General features: G+C 34.7%; 24 protein-coding genes. 9 read left to right on the forward strand and 15 right to left on the reverse strand.

The annotated features are described in order from the left end of the window. Positions 1-266: 266 nt before the first annotated feature. The 6 genes from CYP28_RS05500 to CYP28_RS05525 all read right to left on the reverse strand — a co-directional run bounded on the left by CYP28_RS05500 (position 267) and on the right by CYP28_RS05525 (position 7,086). Positions 267-1,061 (reverse strand): class I SAM-dependent methyltransferase, encoded by a 795-nt coding sequence (locus CYP28_RS05500; RefSeq protein ID WP_103593414.1) that lies wholly within the window; start codon positions 1,059-1,061, stop codon positions 267-269. Next, complete coding sequence (locus CYP28_RS05505; RefSeq protein WP_103593415.1) at positions 1,058-1,792, reverse strand: ABC transporter ATP-binding protein; 735 nt, start codon at positions 1,790-1,792, stop codon at positions 1,058-1,060. Before CYP28_RS05505 ends, CYP28_RS05500 begins: the two co-directional genes overlap by 4 nt. After that, complete coding sequence (locus CYP28_RS05510) at positions 1,792-2,793, reverse strand: FecCD family ABC transporter permease (protein ID WP_103593416.1); 1,002 nt, start codon at positions 2,791-2,793, stop codon at positions 1,792-1,794. Before CYP28_RS05510 ends, CYP28_RS05505 begins: the two co-directional genes overlap by 1 nt. After that, positions 2,786-3,835 carry an ABC transporter substrate-binding protein gene (locus CYP28_RS05515; RefSeq protein ID WP_103593417.1) on the reverse strand — a complete coding sequence of 350 codons (1,050 nt, stop codon included), beginning with the start codon at positions 3,833-3,835 and terminating at the stop codon, positions 2,786-2,788. Before CYP28_RS05515 ends, CYP28_RS05510 begins: the two co-directional genes overlap by 8 nt. A gap of 32 nt (positions 3,836-3,867) precedes the next feature. Beyond that, positions 3,868-4,830 (reverse strand): ABC transporter substrate-binding protein, encoded by a 963-nt coding sequence (locus tag CYP28_RS05520; protein WP_103593418.1) that lies wholly within the window; start codon positions 4,828-4,830, stop codon positions 3,868-3,870. Positions 4,831-5,667: 837 nt separating this feature from the next. Continuing rightward, positions 5,668-7,086, reverse strand: coding sequence for a hypothetical protein (locus CYP28_RS05525; protein ID WP_103593419.1), 1,419 nt, complete (start codon positions 7,084-7,086; stop codon positions 5,668-5,670). 439 nt (positions 7,087-7,525) lie between these two features. Here CYP28_RS05525 and CYP28_RS05530 point away from each other — a divergent pair, with 439 nt between their 5' ends. Continuing rightward, positions 7,526-7,753: a hypothetical protein gene (locus CYP28_RS05530; RefSeq protein ID WP_234400019.1), complete on the forward strand. Its 228-nt coding sequence runs from the start codon at positions 7,526-7,528 to the stop codon at positions 7,751-7,753. 127 nt (positions 7,754-7,880) lie between these two features. Here the strand turns inward: CYP28_RS05530 and CYP28_RS05535 are convergent, their stop codons facing one another. Beyond that, on the reverse strand, positions 7,881-8,837 hold the full coding sequence (locus tag CYP28_RS05535; RefSeq protein ID WP_199906335.1) for a DUF3644 domain-containing protein: 957 nt from the start codon (positions 8,835-8,837) through the stop codon (positions 7,881-7,883). Between the two features lie 403 nt (positions 8,838-9,240). Here CYP28_RS05535 and CYP28_RS10115 point away from each other — a divergent pair, with 403 nt between their 5' ends. From CYP28_RS10115 to vapC, 3 genes are all read left to right on the forward strand, one after another. Further along, positions 9,241-9,462 (forward strand): hypothetical protein, encoded by a 222-nt coding sequence (locus CYP28_RS10115; protein ID WP_141089894.1) that lies wholly within the window; start codon positions 9,241-9,243, stop codon positions 9,460-9,462. A 571-nt stretch (positions 9,463-10,033) separates the two neighbouring features. Further along, entirely contained in the window at positions 10,034-10,285 is a 252-nt protein-coding gene (locus CYP28_RS05545; protein WP_087586665.1) for an antitoxin, read from the forward strand. Next, positions 10,285-10,692: a type II toxin-antitoxin system tRNA(fMet)-specific endonuclease VapC gene (vapC, locus tag CYP28_RS05550; protein WP_103593421.1), complete on the forward strand. Its 408-nt coding sequence runs from the start codon at positions 10,285-10,287 to the stop codon at positions 10,690-10,692. The genes CYP28_RS05545 and vapC overlap by 1 nt, the downstream gene beginning before the upstream one ends. Positions 10,693-11,667: 975 nt before the next feature. Here vapC and frr read toward each other — a convergent pair. The 5 genes from frr to CYP28_RS05575 all read right to left on the reverse strand — a co-directional run bounded on the left by frr (position 11,668) and on the right by CYP28_RS05575 (position 14,647). Beyond that, entirely contained in the window at positions 11,668-12,225 is a 558-nt protein-coding gene (frr, locus tag CYP28_RS05555; protein ID WP_072595202.1) for a ribosome recycling factor, read from the reverse strand. Continuing rightward, positions 12,215-13,174, reverse strand: coding sequence for a polysaccharide deacetylase family protein (locus CYP28_RS05560; protein WP_103593422.1), 960 nt, complete (start codon positions 13,172-13,174; stop codon positions 12,215-12,217). The genes frr and CYP28_RS05560 overlap by 11 nt, the downstream gene beginning before the upstream one ends. Positions 13,175-13,176: 2 nt before the next feature. Further along, complete coding sequence (secG, locus tag CYP28_RS05565) at positions 13,177-13,506, reverse strand: preprotein translocase subunit SecG (RefSeq protein ID WP_021091090.1); 330 nt, start codon at positions 13,504-13,506, stop codon at positions 13,177-13,179. 66 nt (positions 13,507-13,572) lie between these two features. Beyond that, positions 13,573-13,956 carry a thiamine-phosphate pyrophosphorylase gene (locus tag CYP28_RS05570; protein WP_103593423.1) on the reverse strand — a complete coding sequence of 128 codons (384 nt, stop codon included), beginning with the start codon at positions 13,954-13,956 and terminating at the stop codon, positions 13,573-13,575. Beyond that, the gene (locus tag CYP28_RS05575; RefSeq protein WP_103593424.1) at positions 13,949-14,647 is read right to left on the reverse strand and encodes a Bax inhibitor-1/YccA family protein; all 699 of its coding nucleotides are present in this window, start codon (positions 14,645-14,647) and stop codon (positions 13,949-13,951) included. The genes CYP28_RS05570 and CYP28_RS05575 overlap by 8 nt, the downstream gene beginning before the upstream one ends. Before the next feature lie 170 nt (positions 14,648-14,817). On the opposite strand from CYP28_RS05575, the gene CYP28_RS05580 reads away from it, so the two are divergent. The 5 genes from CYP28_RS05580 to CYP28_RS05595 are packed head-to-tail and all read left to right on the forward strand — an operon-like array spanning position 14,818 to position 19,639. Continuing rightward, positions 14,818-15,462, forward strand: a complete 645-nt coding sequence (locus CYP28_RS05580) for a carbonic anhydrase (protein ID WP_103593425.1) — start codon at positions 14,818-14,820, stop codon at positions 15,460-15,462. Next, the gene (locus tag CYP28_RS05585) at positions 15,455-17,299 is read left to right on the forward strand and encodes a mechanosensitive ion channel domain-containing protein (protein WP_103593426.1); all 1,845 of its coding nucleotides are present in this window, start codon (positions 15,455-15,457) and stop codon (positions 17,297-17,299) included. Before CYP28_RS05580 ends, CYP28_RS05585 begins: the two co-directional genes overlap by 8 nt. Positions 17,300-17,309: 10 nt before the next feature. After that, on the forward strand, positions 17,310-17,468 hold the full coding sequence (locus CYP28_RS10340; RefSeq protein ID WP_021091126.1) for a hypothetical protein: 159 nt from the start codon (positions 17,310-17,312) through the stop codon (positions 17,466-17,468). Positions 17,469-17,514: 46 nt separating this feature from the next. Continuing rightward, the gene (locus CYP28_RS05590) at positions 17,515-18,594 is read left to right on the forward strand and encodes a GGDEF domain-containing protein (protein ID WP_258032469.1); all 1,080 of its coding nucleotides are present in this window, start codon (positions 17,515-17,517) and stop codon (positions 18,592-18,594) included. Beyond that, complete coding sequence (locus CYP28_RS05595) at positions 18,587-19,639, forward strand: GGDEF domain-containing protein (protein ID WP_103593427.1); 1,053 nt, start codon at positions 18,587-18,589, stop codon at positions 19,637-19,639. Before CYP28_RS05590 ends, CYP28_RS05595 begins: the two co-directional genes overlap by 8 nt. A gap of 25 nt (positions 19,640-19,664) precedes the next feature. On the opposite strand, the gene CYP28_RS05600 is transcribed toward CYP28_RS05595, so the two are convergent. Genes CYP28_RS05600 through CYP28_RS05610 form a run of 3 tightly spaced genes read right to left on the reverse strand, consistent with a single transcriptional unit; the run spans position 19,665 to position 22,494 of the window. After that, the gene (locus CYP28_RS05600) at positions 19,665-20,948 is read right to left on the reverse strand and encodes a TRAP transporter large permease (protein ID WP_103593428.1); all 1,284 of its coding nucleotides are present in this window, start codon (positions 20,946-20,948) and stop codon (positions 19,665-19,667) included. 11 nt (positions 20,949-20,959) lie between these two features. Beyond that, positions 20,960-21,502, reverse strand: a complete 543-nt coding sequence (locus CYP28_RS05605) for a TRAP transporter small permease (protein ID WP_103593429.1) — start codon at positions 21,500-21,502, stop codon at positions 20,960-20,962. Beyond that, entirely contained in the window at positions 21,502-22,494 is a 993-nt protein-coding gene (locus tag CYP28_RS05610; RefSeq protein ID WP_103593430.1) for a DctP family TRAP transporter solute-binding subunit, read from the reverse strand. Before CYP28_RS05610 ends, CYP28_RS05605 begins: the two co-directional genes overlap by 1 nt. Between the last annotated feature and the right edge of the window lie 360 nt (positions 22,495-22,854).

Genomic DNA, 22,854 nt, shown 5'->3' on the forward strand with positions numbered 1-22,854 from the left:
AGGTCTTGGCCAGACGGGCAAATTTTTATTTAGAGAGATACAATCTAAACAAAACTTTATCCATTAAAGATGATCTTTGTTGATAAAACATTAGTTGGCTTCTTATAAAAAATTAATGATAAAGAAAATAAAACCAATGCTTTATCGTAAATTTTACTAAAATTTGATATTTTTACCTCAACGTTTTTTAGTGACTAAAATAAAAAATAGAATTATAGAAACTTAAATTTTAGATAGAAAAATAAGTACCAGCTTATAATAATTGATTATTTATCTACTCTTATGAAGGCCCAGTTCATATATTCTTGTTTTCGCTCAAAGTGGTTGCCGTTAAAGTACTTATTGAGATTATAAACTTCTGACTCCGTAAGCTCTCTCGAAAGTCCCCATTGTATTTTTTTAACAAGATCGTCAATAGTTTCAGGCATTCCGTCACTGCATGAAGTTTGTATATACTCTAGCTTTGGAAGATATCCCATTTGGAATAAAATATTTATTAAATATATAAAGTCTGGCCTTTTTTCAATGTTGCTTCCAAGAGCATTTAAAACGTCTTCGTTAATGAAACTACCGACTTTAAAAGTAATATAAAGGGCTTTTTTCGTCTTTGAAAGTAATTTCTCTAGGGCTTGTTTTAAGTCATCTACGTCAAGGCAACGAGATGCAAACGTAATATCGCACTCAGGTACGTCACTAAAGTCGTCTTCGAATGCTTTTTGCGCGAATTCAATATTTTTACAATTAAAATCCCGAGAGTTTTGTTCTGCAAATTCTAGCATTTTCGATGAAAAATCATAACCGTAAATTTTGTCTACCTTATTTGCTGCGGCTATGCTTAATGCTCCGGCACCGCATGCGAAATCAAGAAGCGTTCTTGCGCCCTCAAAATCGACTCTTGAGATAAAGTCTTTAACATAGCCGCTCTTAAGTACGCTCTCGCTAAAGCTTGCTGCCTTAACGTCCCATTTGGCTACTGATTTCCTAATAAAAGAGCTATTTGTTCTTTGCTCCTTATAAAGCTTATTAAAATCCAGCCTATCGTAATTAGAAGGTAATATCATAATTTGTCCTCATATTTTTGATAATCTATTCCGTAAATCTTATCTATATTTGATGGATTTATCAATTCATCGCACTTTCCAAAATCTAGTATCTTGCCGTCTTTTAAAAACAATACTAGATTTGAAACAAATTTAGCGTGACGAGGGTAATGAGTGGTTTGTACGAAAGTATACCCCTCGTCTTTTAGCGTCTTTATCATTTCAAGTAGTTTGATTTGATTGCCAAAGTCAAGCCCGGTCGTAGGTTCGTCCATAAAAATAACTTTGGCGCCTTGTACTAAGGTTCTAGCGATATATGCTAGCTGCCTTTGTCCGCCGCTTATTCTAGTATAAAGTTCATCTTTTAGCTCTAAAATACCCATTCTTTCCAATGCATACTCGGCAAGCTTTTTGTCGGCAAGGCTAAAGTTAGAAAATAAAGACGTTCTGCACAATGCGCCCATTAGTACTATATCAAATACGCTATATTCATATGACGGGGCATGCGTTTGAGGAACGTAGGCTATAAGCCTTGCAAGTTCTTTTTTTTCGTAATTCCTTACGCTTTTACCGCATATATTTACCGTACCCTCAAATTTTAAAAATCCAAGCATAATACGCAGGAGAGTGCTTTTGCCGCTACCGTTTGCGCCCAAGATACTAAGCGTATCGCCTTTTTTGATACTAAAACTTATACCGTTTAGTATATTCTTATCTTTGTATCCGAATTTTAGATTTCTGATTTCTATCATTAAAAACTCTTTTTAGCTCTACGAAGCACTAGAATAAATATAGGTATTCCAAACAGTGAAGTTACTATACCTATCGGGACTTCAAAAGTAAACATAAGTCTCGAAAAGTTATCGCAAAAAAGTAAAAATATAGCACCTATCATAGCTGAACTAGACAATACGGCGCGATTATCCGCTCCGAATATAAAACGAGCCATATGTGGAACTATAAGACCTATCCAACCGATAATACCGGCTATCGTTACGCTTAGGGCACTGATAAAAGTAGCAACCAAAATAACGAAAATTTTAACCCTAGCAACATTTATGCCCAGACTTTTAGCCTCTTCTTCTCCCAAACTCAGTGCATTTAAATATTTGCCGCTAAAGGCCAACAATAGTATTCCCGCAAACATCGGTAGAATCGAAATTTGAATAAAATTCTTCGAAGCAAACCCTAGGCTACCCATTAAAAAATAAGTAATAGCCGGCAATGAGTCATTTGGATCGGCTGCGTATTTCAATGTTGATAGTAATGATGTGAAAAGAGAACCGCTAATAACACCTCCTAGAACCAATACTATAATACTGCCAGAGCGTGAATAAAAGGCCGATATGCTTAAGGCCGTCAGTACCGCTATAAAACCAAACGCAAAGGTACTAAGCTGAATGAGATATTCGTTTAATCCGAAAAACATTCCTATGGCGGCGCCGAATCCGGCACCGCTTAAAACCCCAAGTATTGATGGACTTACTAGAGGATTTACAAACATGGCTTGGTATGCTGAGCCAGAAATAGCCAAACTAGCGCCTATTATAATGCAGGCCATTATTCTAGGAAGGCGAATTTCCGTTATCAAAGTATGCATAACTTGATAATTTTTCAAGTCTTCGCCTTTTATAACGGCTTTAAAATATGTTAGATAATCTTCCGCATTAAAGCCGTATTTTCCTATTAGTACCGAAAGTAACATAAACCCTAGCAATAAGATACTTAAAAACGTAAAGGCTTTTTTACTCACCTATAAGCTCTTTTACTTGGTTATCGCTTATGTCAACCTCTAGGAATAATTTATAAAAGTCCTTAACTTCCTTATTCATATTGAATTTAAATACATCAGGGTGAGTTAAATTTATAAGCCATTTAAGCCCTATGAATCTCATAAATGAAGGCGGACGATCAAACCAAGAAAATGGTTCGCGAGGTAAGTAATAAGCTCTTTTATTTTTTACGGCTTTTAGTATTTGCCATTTAGGATCGTCATAGATTTTATCATAAAAGCTCTTCTCGAAAATTAATATAATATCAGGATCATATTCGGCTATTTGTTCAAAGCTAATTTTAATGTGCCCATAAGCCGTAGCATCCGGATTTCCACTGCATTTATGTACATTTTCGGCACCGCTTAGCTCTATAAGCCTAGTATGCCATGAGCCCTCGCATTCAGTAGCTAGTCCGTCGGGATCTTCGGCATAGTATATTTTAGGCTTAACAACTGAGTTTTTTACTATATATTCATTAAGCTCTTTTGAAATATCCATGGTTTTTTTAGAATACTCTATTAGCTTTTTTACTCTATCTTGCTTATCTAAAATTTTGCCCAAAACCTCAAGAGAGTCAATGTAATCTTCTAGTTCATAGCCTTTTAAGTACAGCATAGGTTTATTTATGCCACCCAGGGTTTCTTTGAATTTCTTTTGAGTATTTTTAGAGTCAGAATTTACTAATATCAAATCAGGATCTAGCTTTAAAAGCATTTCCATATTTGGAATTTTGCCTTGCCCGAAAAATCCTCCTACTACCGGCTGGTTAATCATACTCTCTTTTAGATACGGCTTTTCTCTTTTACCGAAACTAGAATTTATACCGCTGACTTTCTCGGGAGCAACGGTATATAGCAAAAATAGTAACGGTGGATTACTGGCGTAAACTTTATTTGGGACTCCATTTAAAGTCTGAATATCTACGCTATTTTTTGATATAAATTCATCAATCTGTTCGTTTGTCATAGCAAACGAAATATTTAGAGAAACAAATAATAAACACAAAATATGTTTTAACATGACATTATCCTTTTTTATAAATTTATCTTTAATTATAGAAACAAACTCTTGTCGGGTATCTTACCGCCCAAAAGCTTTGGATTAAACTCAAAAATAGTTTCAAAAAATGACATTATCTCATCTTGCATATCGCGAGCTTTTGTTACCGTCAAATTTGCCCTATCAAATGCATTAACCAGTGCCGGCTCTGGAACCGGTAGATATTCGGCTCCTATTTTGGCAGCACTTTGCTTATTATCTTTGATCCAAGATAGAGCGTTAGTTAAGTCGCTATGAAGCGTATCAAATAGAGGCAAATTTGCTTTATAAAAATCTACGTCGACTATAATGCCCGCCATCGGAATGTACGGCTTGGTATTAAAGCTTTCTCCCCAGACCTTAGGAATATCTACTCCGTAATGTACCGCTATCCCCATTTTCTTCCCGCGCAGTATGGTTGCTGCCGGAAGAGGTTGAGGGGCGATTAAAATATCATAATCTTTTTGTAAAAATAATCCTGCAGCTTCCGGCGGCGTCTGCGTATACGTAATGTCTATTTTGGAAATATCTATTCCTCGTTTTTTACAAAGCGCTCGCAGAACCAAATCAGGCATATCACCCTTAAAAGGAATTATTAATTTTTTGCCGATAAAATCTTCAAAAGTTTTTATATTCTCATCTTTTACCATGGCTTGTATCGTACCAAGGCTAAGCAAATTTAGCATAGCTAAATTTAAGCCGTGATTTCGCATGTTTGCTCCCACGTTTGATGGCGCCATAGTGATTTTTATTTCCCCATTAGCTACGCCTGCTCGAAGTTGATCCGTACTATTCCAAATGCGTAACCTCACGTCATGAGTCTTTGCTAGCTCGCCTTGTAGGCTTGCTACGGCCATTATCACGCTAGGGATTGCAGGCGCGCCCCACATCGTAAAGTTTTCCTTTGCAAAAAGGTTGGGAGCCATAGCTGTTGCACTTAATGCTGCACTAAGCCTCATAAAACTACGTCTATTCATATTGTCTCTCCTTACTATATAATATAGTTGTCTTAAAAACTAATAAATATTGCTCTTTCTAATATATGTAATACCAAATTGAAATCCAGCGTTTTTACATATTCTCTACTGGTAAACTCAGCTTATCTTTTTAAAAGTTTAATTCATATATAAATATCTACTCCTAAAAACAATCATTCCTTGGTATGCAACCGAATTGATTTTCGAGGAATATGCCTTTGAAAACATTTTGGCGCATAAAGTAGTAGAAACTCAGATCTTTTATAGACTTTACAATATCTAGATTTATGCTATCTTAGAGTAGTACCGTTCCAGTAACTTGGCTGATAGCTAATCCTATTTGAAATATTTTTAGATATAATTATGATTTTTTATATCAAAAATTAAAAAATTATAGTGCAATAATTTTTAAATAAACTTGATGTGAAGCAATAAAATGTTATATAGTTACATAGAACATAGTTTCCATTACTATGCAGTATTTGACTCAGACTCGGTATTCAATATATTACAAATTTCCTTTTTATATCTCTATATTTTTACACAAAGTATTTCTTTTTTTATGTATTTTTATTTCAGTAAAAACGATATAAAAAATGAAAGAAGTAGGAGTTACTCTGCTAAGTAAGATAAAAATTAAAAATTTCCGATGTAAATAATCTCTTCCTTGATACGCTCTGGGAGAGAATACTTGAGTATTATGGCGATATAAGTATCTCGAAAGTTTACGAGTACGCCTATATAAAATATAGGAGCGTAACTTAGAATATATCGTAAGTTTGCTCCATCTAGTTAGTTTAAATTTATAGATTACGCATTATAAAATTTAAAGAATACTTACCATTCCATCTCCATCCCAGCATCATCTTTTGTAAATTTACCCCTTAGTTCTGGCATTTCATTTACTATCATCTCTCTTAGCTCAGGATTGGTACTTGCTATTTCTAGTAAAAGATCTATATGTTTGTTATTGGAGTCTTTTAGCTTAGAATTTTCATTTTGCAAACTTTCGGTTTTATGTGTTAGAGATTGGTTTTCTTTATCCTTGCTCTTTAACAATGCATTTTGTTCATCTATCTTTGTTTGCTGATTAGTATGTATTTTTAGTTTATGTCTAAGAATTGTTATCTCATTATCTTGCTCAGCTTGGATCTCTTTTAAATCATATAGCTTTTTTTCTAGCTGCTCTTTTTCTTTTAAGACTTCTATACTTTTCTCTTTATTTTCTTCTATGATCTTGTTTTGTTCTGTTATTTGCCCAGCAAGAAGCCCTACTTTTTCTTTTAGCTGCTCATCAGATGTGATGGTTATATTTTCTTGCATTTGTTCATAAACTAAATTTGTAAGACTAGATAGATAAGCCTCTTTCTTGTTAGCTTCTAGTCTAAAATGCTCATCAAACCATAAAAACTTTTCCTTTGTCATATATTTATTTACTCTCTTTTCCATAAGCTCTCTAATCTTACTCTTTAACTCTTTTTCGCTCTTATATTCTCTTGCTATTTGGTGCATTTGGGTTAAGCTTTTGTGTCTATTATTGCTTGGTTTACCACGAAGTACCTGACCCTCAAATGCCTCTGCTCCCATATCTTGTAACTCTTGGCCAAATTTTGCTGTTTGTGCCCTACCGCTAAATCTCAAATTTGCATGCTTCTCAAAGTTGTAGTTTGTAAGGATGATCTGATAGTGTTTGGTCTTCTCGTCATTATGCTCAGCCACAAGCAGACACTTTACGCCATACTTCGCACAGTATGCGTTTATAAATCTCATGACTCTATCTATCTGTATCTTTTCATTTATAAATTGAGACTCTTTGTCATTTAGTCCTTCTTTTGGCTCTTTCTTCCTGTCTGTGCCAAATGTAATAATGACTTCAAAAAAACTAGCCATATCTTTACGCCAAGACTTGTTTATAAGAGTCTCTTTGCCATTTCGCTTTTGCGTATAGGACTGCTTGGCATAGTCTTCCTCAAAACTTTCCTGAAAGCCTTTAAGTAAATTCTTTACAAAAGATATATTATGTAGCTCATCATCTTTACTATTGGCATCTCTCATATTGCCATTGCCATTAAATTCGCTTAGGAGTTTGTAACGATTAGAAGTGGTTGGGTTCTTTCTGAGATATTTTATATGTTTAGTCTGATCCTTCTCACGACATGCATGTGCAAATCTACCTATAGCTCTACCATATGTTAAAAAATTTGACCTTACGTTTATAACTAGGTTGTGGTTATTTACCGTATATGCATTAGCCATGGAAAAACACCTCACTATATGAACTTTCTCTCGTGCTAGCGGTGCTAGTTACTATAAATGAAATTTTTTTCATTTTTATCCTTTTAAAAGATATTTATAGTAATTACACCAATTTTGGAAAAAATTTCAGCTAGAAATGCAAATTTTTGTAAAAAAGTTTATTTTTCAAGAAAGAAAAATTAAAAATATTAAAATGATGGAGATTAAAAGTGTGTATTTAAGGGAATTTGAGACAAAAAGCTAAAAGTAAAAATTTAAAACAAAATTATTTTTATGGCATTACAAGGGTAATAACTTTATAATCGTTGAAATTTTTAAGAGACTGTCCCACTTTAGTAACTAAGTGTTCCACTCTTAAAGGAAATTTTAAAGAAAGGGAAAGAACAAAAGCATCACTGCTAGTGCCTAAAATAGTGTGTTTTGGTGTCATGGGGGAGACTTGAACCAAGGGCGTCCGGCTTATCTCGCCGCTAAGCGCCTCGATCGTAACGACCCGGCATTAATAGCCGATCTTCACGCTATAAAGCGAAAAGCGGGCGCTAAAAGCTTTATTTACGACAGCGACCGAAACGAACACGGCCACGCAGACCGCTTTTGGGCGCTTGCGCTCGCGCTTAGCTACTTTGAAAAGGTGAGGGATAAAAGAGGTAAGGCGTATATTATTTAAGGTTAAAATTATTTACAAAAATAATTTTTTTTGATATCATCCAAGTATGATAACTCGTGAAGGATAAACACTGTGTCTCATAATGAGGTAAGCGAAAGCTGAGCATCCATATGTGCCTGGGGTTATCTTATTTTAAATCTTCTATATCTAAGTTTGGCTCTTGAACTATCAAATTTACAATAAAATCAATAAATGCTTCAGAATAAGTATGTCGCTGCTGGTTACCTATCGTATGTGCATAGGAATATGATTTGTCGTCTTTTATATTGTATTTTTTAATTATCAAACTTAATATATGTTTGTTAAAACCTTTTTTATAGGCTATAGATATATTTTGCTGCTTAAGCCTAAGGCAAACCGTATCTACAACGCTATTATAAGTATGTTTATGCGTATCGGATGGGTCTTTTAACTCTTTTATTTTAGCGACTTTACTATTTGCGGCGCTATCTATTTTTACACAAAAATCGGCTTCGTCTTTCTTTTTTGTAATATATAAATTTTGTTTCAGATTTATAGCAAATTTTTCATTTTTAGTAGTCGCCGCAGCTATATCTATCTCATTATTTAAATCTATTAGCTTTTGAGCTATTTGCGGCGTATATTTTGCTTTTATTTCTTCATTGCTAAGCGTATCGTAATTAATAGATAATATCAAAAAATTATTAGATATATATTTTGTTATATCAATATCATGAAATTTCTTGATTTCGTTCATAAAATTTATAACACAAGCTTGAAAAAGTTTTATATACGTAGCCTCATAGTCCTCTGTAACAAAGTGTGTATTTGTATCTCTTAGCTTGATTATAAAGCCTAAATTTACTCTTATTAAAGAGTGTTTGTCGGTATAAATTTTTGATATAGTGTTGTTTAAACTAATTGTCCTATCTGCGCTATTTTTATAATATATACTCTCGTTTCTACGCAATAGCTCCGCTTTTAGCATAAGCTCCCATGCGTTGCACATAAAAAAACTAAAACCTTCTGCTCTATATTTTATAGTTGGCTTATTGTAAATTTCAAGTGCAAGCAAAAATGCTTCTATACTCTTATTAACAAGCTTTTCCTGTAATTGTATCAAGATAAACCTCATATTATATTTCAGAGCTATTATAGCAAAAGAGTTTTGAGTTTTTTATTTTAAAATTGTTCCTTTTAACTCTGTAACCACTTGTATGCTAATATCTTTTGCTAGCTCGTCGCTAGCGCGTTTCAAGCCGCCGTTTTTATAGATATTCCAAGCGTTTAGTAGATATGGATTTGCTTTTTGGCCGGGGTGTTTTACCTTTTTGCCGAAAAATAACCCCGCCTTTTTATTGGCTAAAGCTTTTTTATTTTTGGGTTTTATGACGTGCGCTCTCGTGCCGCTGTGGACGTATTTGGCGTATTTTGCTTTTAGGGTATTGCCTACCTTTACCTCACCGGCGGTTACTTCGAATACCCTTATATCTCTTTTAAGATTGCCCGTTTTTATGGGTGCAGTCTTGTGTCGTAAGTCATCAAAATTCTGTCATAACCCCCCCCCTGATCTTAAAACCCAAAACAAATCAAGCGATAACGCTGAAGAAAATGGCATTATGGCCGTGTCGTATTTTAGAGATACATATTTTAGCACCGGAGATGGAGCGATAAACTACCGACGAAGCGTCGACTGCGTTAGCTTTTTGCGCATTGGTGGCGACCTATCCAAAAGTCCATATAATTAATGCCAAAGGCAACAGTATGGAGCCCACTACCGCTAATGGCGAACTGCTTTTATAGCTACCGCAAACGTGGGTGACGTCACTAGCGGCAACGTATATGTTATAAACTACGGAGGCGACGTGTTCGTTAAAAGGTTAGAGAAAAACCCGACAACAAGAGCTATAACGCTATTTTTGGATAACGAGAAAATATGAACTCATCGTAATCGACGGCAAGAATTTAGAAAATTGTAGTATTATAGGGCGCGTCGTAGCGTATATCAGAAAAGGCGTGATTTAAAGGGGCTTTGAAGTTTTTGAAGCAAATTGAAGTTTGGATTTCAAAATGCTAAAAAATGCCTAAATTTTGCAAATTGTGCATTTTAAGTTCCCATTTTTTACCTTACGTCCATGCCTATACAAAAAGGCTCTTAACGCTATTTGCTCCACATTTTACCCATTCTCACTTTTTTACCTTTTGCATAAGATTTATCAAAAAACATTGCAATGCCGACACTATAAACGAGCAAAATATAAGAATATTTTTATCTTGTTCAGTATACACTTAGAAAAATATATACGAGAGGTTGTAATAATGCAGGCTAGATTAAAAGTATTCAAAAGCGGTAATTCTTTGGCACTAAGGCTTCCAAAAAGCCTAAATTTAGACAACGTCAAAGAGTTTATACTAAAGAGTTTTGATAATAACGAAGTGGTTTTAACCCCAGTTAAAGATGATGAATGGAGCGGACTGTTTAAGACTTTGAATGAGTTGAAAGATGCTGGAGTTAAATTTGAAAGAGCCGAGCAAAGCTTGCCGCAAGAGCGAAATTTCGGATTTAAATAATGTTTTTGCTTGATACTAATATTTGTAGTTACTTGATTTCTAGCAACGAGCCTTACAGTCAAAATATACTAAACCATTTAACTAGATATGGCAAAAAGGATATTTTTATTTCCAGTATAACGGTAGCCGAAATGTTTTACGGCATAGAAAATTCCACTCAAAAAGAGCTAAATTTAAGACTCATGGGAGATTTTATCTCAAATTTCTGTGTTTTGGATTTTACGAGTAAATGTGCGGCAAGCTACGGCAAAATAAGGCTTGAGATGAAAAATAAAAACAGAAGGATAGGCGATATGGATATGCTGATTGCCGCCGTAGCGCTTAGTAATGATCTTGTTTTGGTTACGAATAACGAAAAAGATTTTAAAGATATAAGCGGGCTTAGGATGGAAAATTGGAGCATTTGATATAATATACGGTAAATACAAAGCCTTTTGTTGGTTATATCAGAGGTTAGCTTAAAGCTAGAATGTACAGCCAAAACAAAGATAACTAAGCTCATGAAAACCAGTTGCGCCGCTCTTGATAGACTACTAAACCCAGACAACGACTCGCTAACGCTAAGCACGCTTGAAGGTGCGATAGCGTCAGGCAAAAGACTAAGTATCTAGGTAACCTGGCGGTTGCCGATTAATATATTTAAATAAAAATCGTCTAAAATTTTGGACGAAATTTTATATAAAATATCGCAGAGGAAAGGAATTAATGGTGCTAGACTTGTTACATAGGCTTGTTACATCTTTTTACCCAGAAAGAGTCAAAATTTATACTCTTAAAAATGCCATAGAAATCCCATTTTTAGGTACTTGTAGTAATGAAAAATGTTTTTACACTCTAGGTGTCCCTATCTCCCGGCCACCTATCTAATTCCTTGTTTATTTTATAAAGCATTACCTAGATTTATCGTTCATAATGGCTATAAAAATATTTCTATAAATATTCAGATCATAATTTACTAAAACTAAAGCTAGTATTGAATTCCTTTTTCAAATTATAATATTGTAAGATAGGCAAACGAATATGAGTTTTAATATTTTATTTCTGATTATCTTAAATTCTCAAAATACTATTTGAAGTAGAACATCCAAAATACATAATAGTTAGTAATCCTGTGTATAAATATATGTAAAATTAATAATATTGAATAAAGAATTTAAGACGAATTCAAAATAAGAATTTAAACTAAAGCAATCCATGAAAATAGTTTAAAGTTAAAGTGGTGGCTATGCTTTATGTAGTCTAGGTTCTATTTATATTTAATAGATAAAAGTACAACAGACAAAAAATAAACTACTTGCTAATAAATATTTTTTTGAAATATTATTTTGAGAGAATATCTAGCCACATAAAAGTAGCTAGATAAGGAAAAATTTCTAAAAATTTTAGATTTTTAAAAGCTCAGCCTCTTTTTCTTTTACAAGAGTATCGATTTTTGCAGTGTAGGTGTCAGTTATCTTTTGAACCTCATCCTGCCCCTTTTTACTCTCGTCTTCAGTTATAGCTTTATCTTTTTCAAGCTTTTTGACTTCATCATTTGCATCTTTTCTTACGTTTCTTATACTGACTTTGGCTTTTTCTCCCATTGATTTTGCATGTTTTGCATTTTCTTGGCGTTGCTCGACGGTCATAGGTGGAAAAAATAGCTTGACACTCTCACCATCACTATTTGGATTGACGCCGATATTTGCTGCTTGGATAGCCGATGATATGGCTTTTATCATACTTTTTTCCCAAGGTGTGATAGCGATAGTTGAAGCATCGCTTGTAAGCACAGTAGCTACTTGGTTGAGCGGAGTTGGCGAGCCGTAATAATCAACCATTACATGATCTACGATATTAATGTTTACCTTGCCCGTTCTAAGCGTTGTAAAGTCGCGTTTTAATGAAGCTATTGCTTTTTCGCAGCCTTCTTTTTGTGTTTCATAAATTTTATTTAGCATTGATGTCCTTTATTAGAAGTTTTGTACTTCGTTGATGATCTACTTTTAGTGATATTAAAACTTTGCGTTTATCGAGCGGTGGGTTAAATTTACACTCAAAAACACCATTTGTCATAGGTACCTTTTTAAAGCCATTAAAGCCAGTCATAAAGAAACTACCTTCGCTAGCATTTGTATCAGTTTTTATAATAAGTTTGTCTATTGCATTATTTTGCGGATAGCTATCCGGAAATATCCACTGGGCATTTAGAAATTTGCTATTAAACGTTAGTGCTATTTTGGTACCGTTCATTACGGGCGTTCTATAAAGATCGTAAACATCACTCTTGTCTGAAACCGCACCTGAGTTTTGATTTAAAAGTGCTAAAAAACCAAATTCTTTTGCAAGTTTTACGACTCTACTATCGATCTCACCATAAGGTACTGCAAAGAATTTTGGCTTATAGCCCATATGTTTTTCAAAGGTCTCTACACCCTTTTGAAAATCCTCTCTTAATGCCTCATCGCTAAGTTTTGTCATCCTTGGATGAGCGTACGAGTGGTATCCAATCTCACCATAAGCCTCAAGTTCTTTAATCTGATCAAATGTCAGATAATCGCCATATTTTCCAGCAATAGCCTCGACATATATCATTATGGTGAATGGATAGTTATACTCTTTAAATACACTAAGGGCCTTGTCATAGAAACTTTTATAACCATCATCTACAGTGATGACGATCCAGTTATCAGGTATTTTTTCGCCAGCATTTACAGCATCGACTAGCTTTGAGAGTTTAACGACTTCATAGCCATTATTTTTGAAATATTCAAACTGCTCTCTTAAATTTTTAATAGAAATATCAGTGCTTGTGTGTCTTGGATCATCAAAGCGATGATAGACTAAAATATGAGCGTCTGCTAAAGCAAATGTTAGCGTCAAGAATGACGCTAAAAGTGTTTTTATCATTGTTATTTTGCTGGAGTTTGTGGTGCACTAGGAGCTGATGGTACGTCGTTTGACTTTGGTATGACTAGAGATTTACTATCGACGCTATCAACGATAGAGCGTTTTAGATCTTTATTGTAGAAGTATCCAAGTGCAAGTGTATTTAAGATAAATAAAATACCTACAATAAAAGTAAATTTAGCTAAAAATCCAGCTGGTCCTTTTGCTCCAAAAAGACTCTCGTTACTTCCGCTATATGCCCCAAGTCCGATAGATGAGCTTTTTTGAAGTAAAACAGCGATAGTTATGATGACAGCTAGAGCAAACTGCAAGATCAAAAATATTAAACTCACGAAATTTCCTTTAAATTTTTAAAAATAATTGGTTGCGATTATACAAGAAAAGATTTAAATTTTTAGTTAAAGTTCTTTTTCAAGCTCATAAAGCTCGTATCTTATGCCTTTAAAAAGCTCGGCTTGTTCTAAATTTATGAGCTTAAAGCACTCTTCAAGCGCGCGAGCACTCTCCTGGGCGCGCTTGAAATTTGCAGTGATTATCTCATCTAAATTTTTTCTAGCTTGCTCGCTTTTTGTGCTAGTTTTTAAAACGTCGTTTTGAGAATTTCTAAATTTTAAAAATTCTTTTTGTGGTATCTTTGCTTTGTGGCGGAGGGATTTTATTTTGTAGGCGAGCTTAGCGTCATCAAAGACATATCTTTTTATATCTTCAACAACGCGAAGCCCTTCTTTTAGCCTATTTAGGTTCGCATCTATTACTCGGTAGATGCGCTCATCTTTAGTCATTTCTATTAAAAATTCCTAAAATTTGTAGCAATGATGTAAATAAATTTACAAAATCAAGATACAAAGCAACTGCGCCTTCAACTGGAGTTTCGTAGTTTCCATGGATAATATTTTGCGTATCAAAAAGTATATATGCGCTAAATAGGATCGATGAAATACTTGCGATTACAAGTTGAAACATTGTACTTTTAACGAAAATATTGATAATAGCTGCTGCAACGATAACAATTAAGGTTATGAACAACATTTTACCCATTGTTGTAAAGTCACGTTTTGTATTCATCGCAAAGACACTTAATGCACCAAAAGCAACTGTTGTTAGTCCAAATGCTTGAGCTACAATACCAGCTCCACTTGGCATGGCAAGGATCGCTGAAAGTAGCGGAGTTAACGTAAGGCCGCTTATAAAAGTAAATGCAAACAGAAGTATTAAATTTAATCCCTCTTTACGTTTAGCTGCCATTAAGCCAAAAAGTAGTGCAAACTCGACTATAACAAGTCCCCAAAACAAAAATCTATTTGCCGCAAAAACGCCAGCAATGCTAATACCTACATAGGCGCCAGCTGTTGCTGAAAGTAGTGATGCTGCAAAAAGTTGATAAGTTTGTTTTATAAAAGTGCTTAGTGAGCTTTGAGAGTACGCAAGTTCTTCTTGATTTTGTTTTGCGTAGTTCCTATCATACAGACTCATTTTATCTCCTTATGAATTTTTGAATGAGTTTAACCTAAAATAATTAAACAAAGAATAAAAAGAATTTTAACAAATTATATTAGTTAAAAATTTATATATTAAAGTATTTTTTAGATTAAATAAAAGTTGCTATAATCGCGTAAAAATATAAAAAATGGAGATAAATTTCTATGGATGACTCGCTACTTGAAGGTGCGGTAAAATTTATGGAAGATGGCTTTTTAGAGCATGAAGAGCTCTTTAAAAGTCTACAAAATAGACAAGACCCACATACCCTTTTTATATCCTGTGTTGATTCAAGAGTAGTACCAAATTTGATAACAAACTGCCTTCCAGGTGAGCTTTTTATGGTGCGAAATATCGCAAACATCGTACCACCTTATAGAGTGAGCGAGGAATTTTTGGCAACGACTTCTGCTATCGAATATGCATTAGAGCTTTTAAATATCAAAAATATTATTATTTGCGGGCACTCTGACTGTGGTGGATGTGCAGCACTTTATATGGATGAAAAAAAGCTCAAAACTACGCCAAATGTTAGAAATTGGATAAAGCTAATAGAACCAATTAAGAGAGAGGTTTTAAAATTTACAAGCGACGATCCAGCAAAGATGGCGTGGCTAACTGAGAGATTAAATGTGATAAATTCGATCGAAAATATAATGACCTATCCAAATGTAAAAGAGGAGTATGAAAGCGGCAAGCTTCAAATTTATGGCTGGCACTACATCATAGAAACTGGCGAAATTTTTAGCTACGATTTAAAAGAAGGCACGTTTAAACTTCTAGCGGACAAAAGAGGTGAAAATGCGTAAATTTCTAGCCATTATCCTGCTTTGCTTTACCTTTGCTTTTGCGGATGAGAGCAACAAAACTCAAGAAGAAGACATAATAAGCATAACAAATCAAATCCAAACCCTAAACAGCCAGATAAAAATTTTAAAAGCACAGCAAAAAGATACGAATAACTCAAAGGCTGACAACTCAAATTTAGCTAGCCTTCATAAAAAAAAGAGCGATCTTTTAGAAAAGATACCAAACTATATCATGCAGATCGAATTAACCCAAAGCGATATCAATAAATTTAATCTGCAAAAAGAGGCGCTAGAAAAAAAGGTCGCTAGACTTGAGAAGCAGTCAAACAAAGACGCCTACATCCAAAGCGCCATCGAGCTTGAGAAGATGAAGGTTGATTCTGCTTATTACTCAGCGCTTGTCAGCCTTGAAGAGATCTTTAAAAAGGGCGCGAAGTCAAATTCTATAAAAGATGTGATAGATAACGGACTTTTAAATTTACAAACAAATTCTTACGTCAGCATAAAAGAGCTAAAAGATTCTCTAAATGAGACTTCAAGCTCTTATGATAACGCATTTGCAGAGCTTGATTTAAAAAAAGAGACTGATGAGGAAATTTTAATCTATCTTAAAAACAATGCTGATCTTCTAAGCTCAAGCATGATCTTATCAGAGCTAAATTTAGTCGATACGGTCGAATATATAAATAAGCTAACTTCTATAAATTCGGCAAAATTTAACGTTGGTAAGATCGTAGTTATAATCGTAGTATTTTTATTTTTTGTCTCACTTACAAGAATTCTTGCCAAACTCACATATTGGCTTATGTCACTCATTGCATCGGGCGAAGGTGTAAAGGAGGCAAAGGATCAGATAGTAGATATCGTTAAAAAGCCTATCTCTGCGCTTCTTATCATTTATGCACTAAATATTTGTATAGGTGTTGGCTTTTATCCAGTACCAGTGCCACTAACTCTAGCAAATATCTTCTCGATCGTCTATATAGTCGCATTTTCATGGCTTGTTTTAACTATCCTAAATGGTTATGGCATAGTAATAATCGATAAAATCGCGCAAAAGAGTAGACGAAAAGAGGTCGTAAATTTAGTTTTAAAAGTAGTCTATGTAATTGTATTAATAATTGCACTTTTACTAATTCTTCAAAAGCTCGGCTTTGATATATCAGCGCTCATAGCTTCGCTTGGTATCGGCGGTCTTGCTGTTGCATTTGCTGCAAAAGACATCATCGCAAACTTCTTTGCTTCTGTCATGATGCTCTTTGATAACTCATTTTCGCAAGGAGATTGGATAGTTTGTGGTGATATAGAGGGTACTGTTGTTGAGGTTGGCTTTAGAAAGACGACTATTAGAAGCTTTGATAATGCTTTAATCTTTGTGCCAAACTCAAAACTGGCAAGTGATCCTGTTAGAAACTGGAGTAGAAGAAAAGTCGGTAGACGTATCAGAATGCTAATTGGCATTGAATATGGAGCGACAACTGATGAGATTAAAAAATGTGTAGATGATATAAAAACTATGTTGATAAATCATCCAGATATTGCCAAAAGCGAGGATATAACAGCCAAGAAAAAAGGGCTAAAATATAGACAAAGTATAGTTTCAGTTGATGACTACGCTGGATATAAGTCAAATTTATTTGTCGTGGTTGATGATTTTGCAGATAGCTCAATAAATATCTTAGTTTATTGTTTTGCAAAGACTATCGTTTGGGGAGAATTTTTAGATGTCAAGCAAGATGTAATGCTAAAGATTATGGATATTTTAAAGCAAAATGGTCTAAATTTCGCATTCCCAAGTCAAAGTTTGTATATTGAAAGTGTCAAAAATAAAATTTAAGGAGAAAACAATGAGTGATGATTTTGACTATGAAGAAGTAGAAGAAGACTACTCTGAATTTAATGACGATGAGGACGATAGTAGCGATAGTTATGACTATAATTACGATGAAAATGACTACAACTACGAAGATAGTGACGAGGACGAAGATAGTTACGACTCTTATTAGAATGACTTAATGAAATTTAATGGAATAAATTTACAGGGAGTTTTGTTTGACACACGATTTTGTAGATCAAAGTAGTTATAAAGCGATCGATGATATCTATAAAACGATATTAGACGTTATGATAGCTGCGAATGCACTATCTTTATTGCTTTTTATGATCATAGCTACACCACTACTTTTTATGTGCTTATTATTTATGGCAGCTGGAATATTGCTTAGAATAAAATTTGACATAAAATATAGAGTATTAATATCCCTTGCATTTCACCTAAATATCATATTACTTGTTACTATTATTGTTACTACTATGGGTTGGAATACCGGAATTTGGATAATACTTGTTGGTGTAATTTTTATAAACTACTTCCTAGCGTTTGATTCAAAGAGTCTTACTTATATAATGGCATTTTTAGAATTAATCTTGCTTATACTTCTTTATTTTATTCATAAAGATGAGGCACCGCTGATCCCATCTGCTATACGAGGGACGATAGTCGTGTGCAGTATTGTTTTTGCTTTTTTTATTGTTTTAAGACTTTCAATGTTTGCAGATGTTATCACTTCTAGTGGATATCAGCAAATAAGAAAAGAGACGGAAGAGCTTGAAAAGGACTCAAAGCATGATTTTTTAACGCAGCTTTTAAATAGAAGAACAATAGAAAAAACTTTAAGATTTGAACTAGTTGCTAATAAGGAAAGAAGTGGTAATACAAATTTAGTCATAATGCTAGGCGATATTGATAATTTTAAAAAAATAAACGATACATATGGGCATGACTGCGGTGATGAGGTCTTAAAAGATGTAGCCAGTGCTTTAAAGAAATCATTTAGAGGTAAAGACTATGTTTGCCGCTGGGGCGGAGAAGAATTTTTGATAATCTTGCCCGATACAAAGATAGAATTTATCCACGAAGTGAGCAAAAGGCTTAAAAAACAGATAAACAACGCAAAACTTCCAGATAAAACTCCAGTTACTATGACCTTTGGCATGCTAATATGTGCAAATGGTGTTGAGGTGGATTTTGAGGAAGCCATAACTTTAGTAGATAAGCTGCTTTACGAAGGCAAGCAAAATGGCAAAGACCGTATCGAATTAGAAATTTTAAAAAAGGGCTCGGATGCGTAGAATTTCACTCTATACGACCCAAAAACTTATCATATTTTCAATATTATTAACTCACGTCTGTTATTTTTTTATTTTTTTATTTATGAAAGAAGAAATTCTGGCGGTTATGAATATATTTTCAGTAGCAACCTATCTTTTTCTTTTAAGGCTTATTTACGATAGTCCTGAAAATAACAAGATAACAATGCTTATAGTCCAGCTTGAAATTTTATTTCATGCGTTAGTTTGTATGCTAATACTTGGATGGGGATACGGTTTTGGATTATTGTTTTTAGCATCGTCGCTAATACTATTTTTTACTTCATTTACCTATAAATTTTTTAACTACATAATAGTTGTGGTGCAAATAATTTTATCCATAGCCTGCTATGTATATTTAGATGGCCAGCCTGTAAAAAATTTTGACGGCTTTAAAGATCTACTTTTTGTTTTTAACTTAAGTATGGTTTGCATATTTTCGGTTGTTGTTTCGTATCTTTTGGAGAGCTCAAATTTATTTATATTTTTAAGTATCTTAGAGGAAAAAGAGATGGCTGAAAATATCTTAAATCACGATCCATTAACAGGACTTTTAAATCGTACTTCAATGCAGAAAATTTTAAGTCAAAATGATCTTTATAAAAATAGGGACTTTGCTATCGTTATGTGCGATATTGATAACTTTAAAAAGATAAATGACACTTATGGACACGGCGCAGGAGATGCTGTTTTAAGAAGCTTATCAGGCATATTTAAAAACACATTTAGAGATAAAGATAGAGTAGCTAGATTTGGTGGAGAAGAATTTTTAGCAGTCGTCTTGGGCGTAAAAAAAGATGCAGCTGTAAGTATCGTAGAGCGTGTGAGAGAGACTTTGAGTAAAAATATAGTTGAGTTTGAAAATATAAAGATCAACGCAACAATGACTTTTGGAGTAGTTGCTCATGATGGTACGGGAGAATTTAGCTTAGAAAAGATGATAAAACAAGCTGATAATCTACTTTATGCTGGTAAGCGAAGTGGTAAAAATATCGTTATGAGCGCGGATTACGATCCAAAAGCATAAATTTAGAGGCAAGAGCCTCTAAATTTTAATGTCCATACATTATGTTTGGCAACCAAAGAGAAATTTGTGGTATATAAGTAACCAAGATAAGGCCAAAGAATAAAGTGAGTGTCCACGGCAAGCATGCCATGATGACCTCTTTTAGATTCATATTTGTAAGACCGCTTGCGACAAATAAATTTAGTCCAACAGGCGGAGTCACCATACCTATCTCCATATTTACAACCAAGATGATACCAAAGTGAATAGGATCAACACCAAGCTGCGTAGCTATCGGAAGCAATAGTGGAACCATGATCATGATGACGCTTGAAGGCTCCATAAATTGACCCATGATAAAGAGCAGGATATTTACAAATATCAAAAATCCTATCATACCGATATTTGCATCAAGTATCATCGAAGCGATCGCTTGTGGGATCTGTTCGCTAGTTAGCAAATATGCAAAAACAACGGCGTTTGCGATGATGAAAAATATCATAGCTGTTGTAAGAGCCGAGTCTAGGCAGATATCCCAAAGATCTTTTATCTTTATATCTCTATAGATAAAAAGTGAGATAAATAACGCATAAACAGCACTTGCCGCAGCAGCTTCAGTTGGAGTAAAAATTCCTCCATAAATTCCGCCGATGACCACAACGACGATCAAAAGAGCCCAAAATGCTTTTGTAAATTTTTGCACTCTTACTTTAAATGGCTCAGCTTTAGTCGCTTTAAATCCAAGCTTTTTTGCACCGACATAAGTTTGAACTAGCATAAAAGCTCCAAGCATAAGACCGGGTACAACGCCTGCCATAAAGAGCTTGCCAATACTTACCTCAGCAGTTACGCCATAAACTATCATAACAACTGAAGGTGGGATCAAAATTCCAAGCGAGCCAGCCGTAGTTATGCCGCCCACTGCGTACTCTTTTGGATAGCCAGCCTCTTTTATCGCTGCAAACATAATTGAGCCAATAGCCACAACCGTTGCAGGCGAGCTTCCAGATACCGCTGCAAAGATGATGCAGGCAAATATCGCACTCATAGGCAAGCCACCTGGTAAGTGTCCGACCATAGACTTTGCAAAGTCGATGATACGTCTTGCTGAGCCACCTTTACTTAGTAAATTTCCGGCCAAGATAAACATCGGTATCGCCATTAGCGAAAATTTATTGATGCCATCAAATATAAGCTGCGGGATCGTAGCGATGTCTATATCTGTAAAAAATATCATCGTTAAAACAGTACTTGTGCCTAGTGAAACCGCAACCGGCACGCCTATTAGCATCAGTGCAAAAAGTAGGATAAATAAAAATGCTATTGTCATCTTTCTTCTCCTTAGTCTTTGACTACGCTACCATGAGCTAGCTCGTGCGCTTCGTTACTCACGACTTGTGCTGCAGGCGTTAGCGCTACTTTGATAGCTTTTTCAGCCGAGCGGTAGCTAGCTGTGACAAAGGCTATCGGAAGCACTAGCATAGGGACCCATTGAGGTATGCCAAGGTCTATTATCATCTGCTCGATCTCGTGCAGAATTTTGAGATAATCCACCGAATAAACCGCGATAAATATCAAAAAGACAGTTGTTAAGATGTGCGAAAAGAGCAGGCATGCCTTCGCAAGCGCTGGTGGAAATTTCTCCACCAAGATAGTTACGCTTACGTGGATGCCCTTATTAAAGCCGTATGCCGCGGCAAAAAAAGCCGACCAAATAAAAAGATAGTTTGATAGTTCGCTCGCCCACGACCAGCTTTTGTCAAAAAAGTATCTGGCCACGACGTTGGCAAAGGCTAGTAGCGTTCCACTAGCTAGCCCCAAAACGGCGATAGTCTTATTGAGCGAGACTATCAATATATCAAGAGCGTTAATGAAATTCTTCATTATTTTGTCTCGATTGTTTTTTCTATAAGCTCTTTACCGATGACATCGTAAAATTTAGGATAGATAGCCTGCATAGTCTTCTCCCACTCAGCTTTTTGTGTGTCGTCGATCTTGAAAATTTCTAGCTTTTTGGTATCTGCTATATATTTTTCAAGCTCGGCTATAACATGAGCGTCCTCTTTAGCTGTCTCTTCTCTCTCGAAAGCCGTTGCTTCGCTTAGAGCTTGTTTTACATTTGCTTTTAGATCATCTGGTAGCTTACTCCAAAATTTATCGCTCATAACGACTAAATAGCCCAAATATCCGTGACTTGAAAGTGTAAGCGAGCTTTGAACTTCGTGAAATTTTGAGTTATAGAAATTTGAAAGTGGGTTTTCAGTCGCATCAACTACGCCTTGTTGAAGTGCAGAGTAAACCTCTGAAAATGGTAGAACTTGTGGATTGCCACCAACTACTTTGATCTGTTCTTCAAGTACCTTTGAGCTTTGGATTCTAAATTTTTGTCCTTTTGCATCTTCTGGCACAAGAACTGGTTTTTTGCTTGAGCTAAAATGCTTAAATCCAGCATCCCAATAATCAAGTGCCACAAAGCCTTTTTTTGTAACAAGGGCTTTTAGCTCCTCGCCAACTGCACCATCTTGAACCTTGTGAAGGTGGTCTGCATCTTTAAAGATGAAAGGCAGGTCAAATAGCTGAAACTGCGGCACGATAGGCGTAAATTTTGAAAAACTTGGAGCTGCCATTTGAACATTGCCAAGCTTTAACGCGCCAAAAACTCTATCGTCGTCAAGTAGCTGAGCTGATGGGAAGACTTGAACTTTTAATTTACCGCCGCTTAGCTCCTCAGTACGTTTAGCAAAAAAGTCAGCTGCCTTGCCTTTTGGTGTAGAAGCTGCAACAACGTGAGCAAATTTGATCGTATAGACCTTGTCTGCACCAAATGCTAAGCCACTGATGGCACAAGTAAAAAGTAAAGCTTGTAAGAATTTCATCTTTTATCCTTTGTAATGGTTTTGTTAAACGCATTATAAATTTCAAAAATAAAAATTTAGAAATTTTGTTTCGTAAATTCACAGCTATTTATTTTTATATGTGTATTTTAGTAACAATTGTGCTTTTAAAAGCTAATTTATATTTTCAAAAAATTTTTATAATTTTTCAATAACTAAACTTTTAAAGTATATTTGTTACTTTTTTACACATAAAATTTATTTTATTTTTACATTTAATAAATTTTTTTGAATCCATTTAACCAAATGCATGGGATATTTTGCCCTAAATTTTTCTTTTCTATAAGTTTAAAAGTCAGCCAAAAAATGTAAGTTTAGGTTTGCTTAAATTTAACCTATATT

Origin of the sequence: Campylobacter concisus (genome assembly GCF_002914195.1) — a bacterium.
In the GTDB taxonomy this organism is placed as follows: Bacteria; Campylobacterota; Campylobacteria; order Campylobacterales; family Campylobacteraceae; genus Campylobacter_A; species Campylobacter_A concisus_M.

Bases quoted from the DNA above. Each gene is read 5' to 3' on its own strand.
- CYP28_RS05500 (WP_103593414.1), bottom strand. From the start codon at position 1,061: ATGATATTACCTTCTAATTACGATAGGCTGGATTTTAATAAGCTTTAT.
- CYP28_RS05505 (WP_103593415.1), bottom strand. From the start codon at position 1,792: ATGATAGAAATCAGAAATCTAAAATTCGGATACAAAGATAAGAATATA.
- CYP28_RS05515 (WP_103593417.1), bottom strand. From the start codon at position 3,835: ATGTTAAAACATATTTTGTGTTTATTATTTGTTTCTCTAAATATTTCG.
- CYP28_RS05520 (WP_103593418.1), bottom strand. From the start codon at position 4,830: ATGAATAGACGTAGTTTTATGAGGCTTAGTGCAGCATTAAGTGCAACA.
- CYP28_RS05525 (WP_103593419.1), bottom strand. From the start codon at position 7,086: ATGGCTAATGCATATACGGTAAATAACCACAACCTAGTTATAAACGTA.
- CYP28_RS05545 (WP_087586665.1), top strand. From the start codon at position 10,034: ATGCAGGCTAGATTAAAAGTATTCAAAAGCGGTAATTCTTTGGCACTA.
- vapC (WP_103593421.1), top strand. From the start codon at position 10,285: ATGTTTTTGCTTGATACTAATATTTGTAGTTACTTGATTTCTAGCAAC.
- frr (WP_072595202.1), bottom strand. From the start codon at position 12,225: ATGCTAAATAAAATTTATGAAACACAAAAAGAAGGCTGCGAAAAAGCA.
- CYP28_RS05560 (WP_103593422.1), bottom strand. From the start codon at position 13,174: ATGATAAAAACACTTTTAGCGTCATTCTTGACGCTAACATTTGCTTTA.
- CYP28_RS05570 (WP_103593423.1), bottom strand. From the start codon at position 13,956: ATGACTAAAGATGAGCGCATCTACCGAGTAATAGATGCGAACCTAAAT.
- CYP28_RS05575 (WP_103593424.1), bottom strand. From the start codon at position 14,647: ATGAGTCTGTATGATAGGAACTACGCAAAACAAAATCAAGAAGAACTT.
- CYP28_RS05580 (WP_103593425.1), top strand. From the start codon at position 14,818: ATGGATGACTCGCTACTTGAAGGTGCGGTAAAATTTATGGAAGATGGC.
- CYP28_RS05585 (WP_103593426.1), top strand. From the start codon at position 15,455: ATGCGTAAATTTCTAGCCATTATCCTGCTTTGCTTTACCTTTGCTTTT.
- CYP28_RS10340 (WP_021091126.1), top strand. From the start codon at position 17,310: ATGAGTGATGATTTTGACTATGAAGAAGTAGAAGAAGACTACTCTGAA.
- CYP28_RS05595 (WP_103593427.1), top strand. From the start codon at position 18,587: ATGCGTAGAATTTCACTCTATACGACCCAAAAACTTATCATATTTTCA.
- CYP28_RS05600 (WP_103593428.1), bottom strand. From the start codon at position 20,948: ATGACAATAGCATTTTTATTTATCCTACTTTTTGCACTGATGCTAATA.
- CYP28_RS05605 (WP_103593429.1), bottom strand. From the start codon at position 21,502: ATGAAGAATTTCATTAACGCTCTTGATATATTGATAGTCTCGCTCAAT.
- CYP28_RS05610 (WP_103593430.1), bottom strand. From the start codon at position 22,494: ATGAAATTCTTACAAGCTTTACTTTTTACTTGTGCCATCAGTGGCTTA.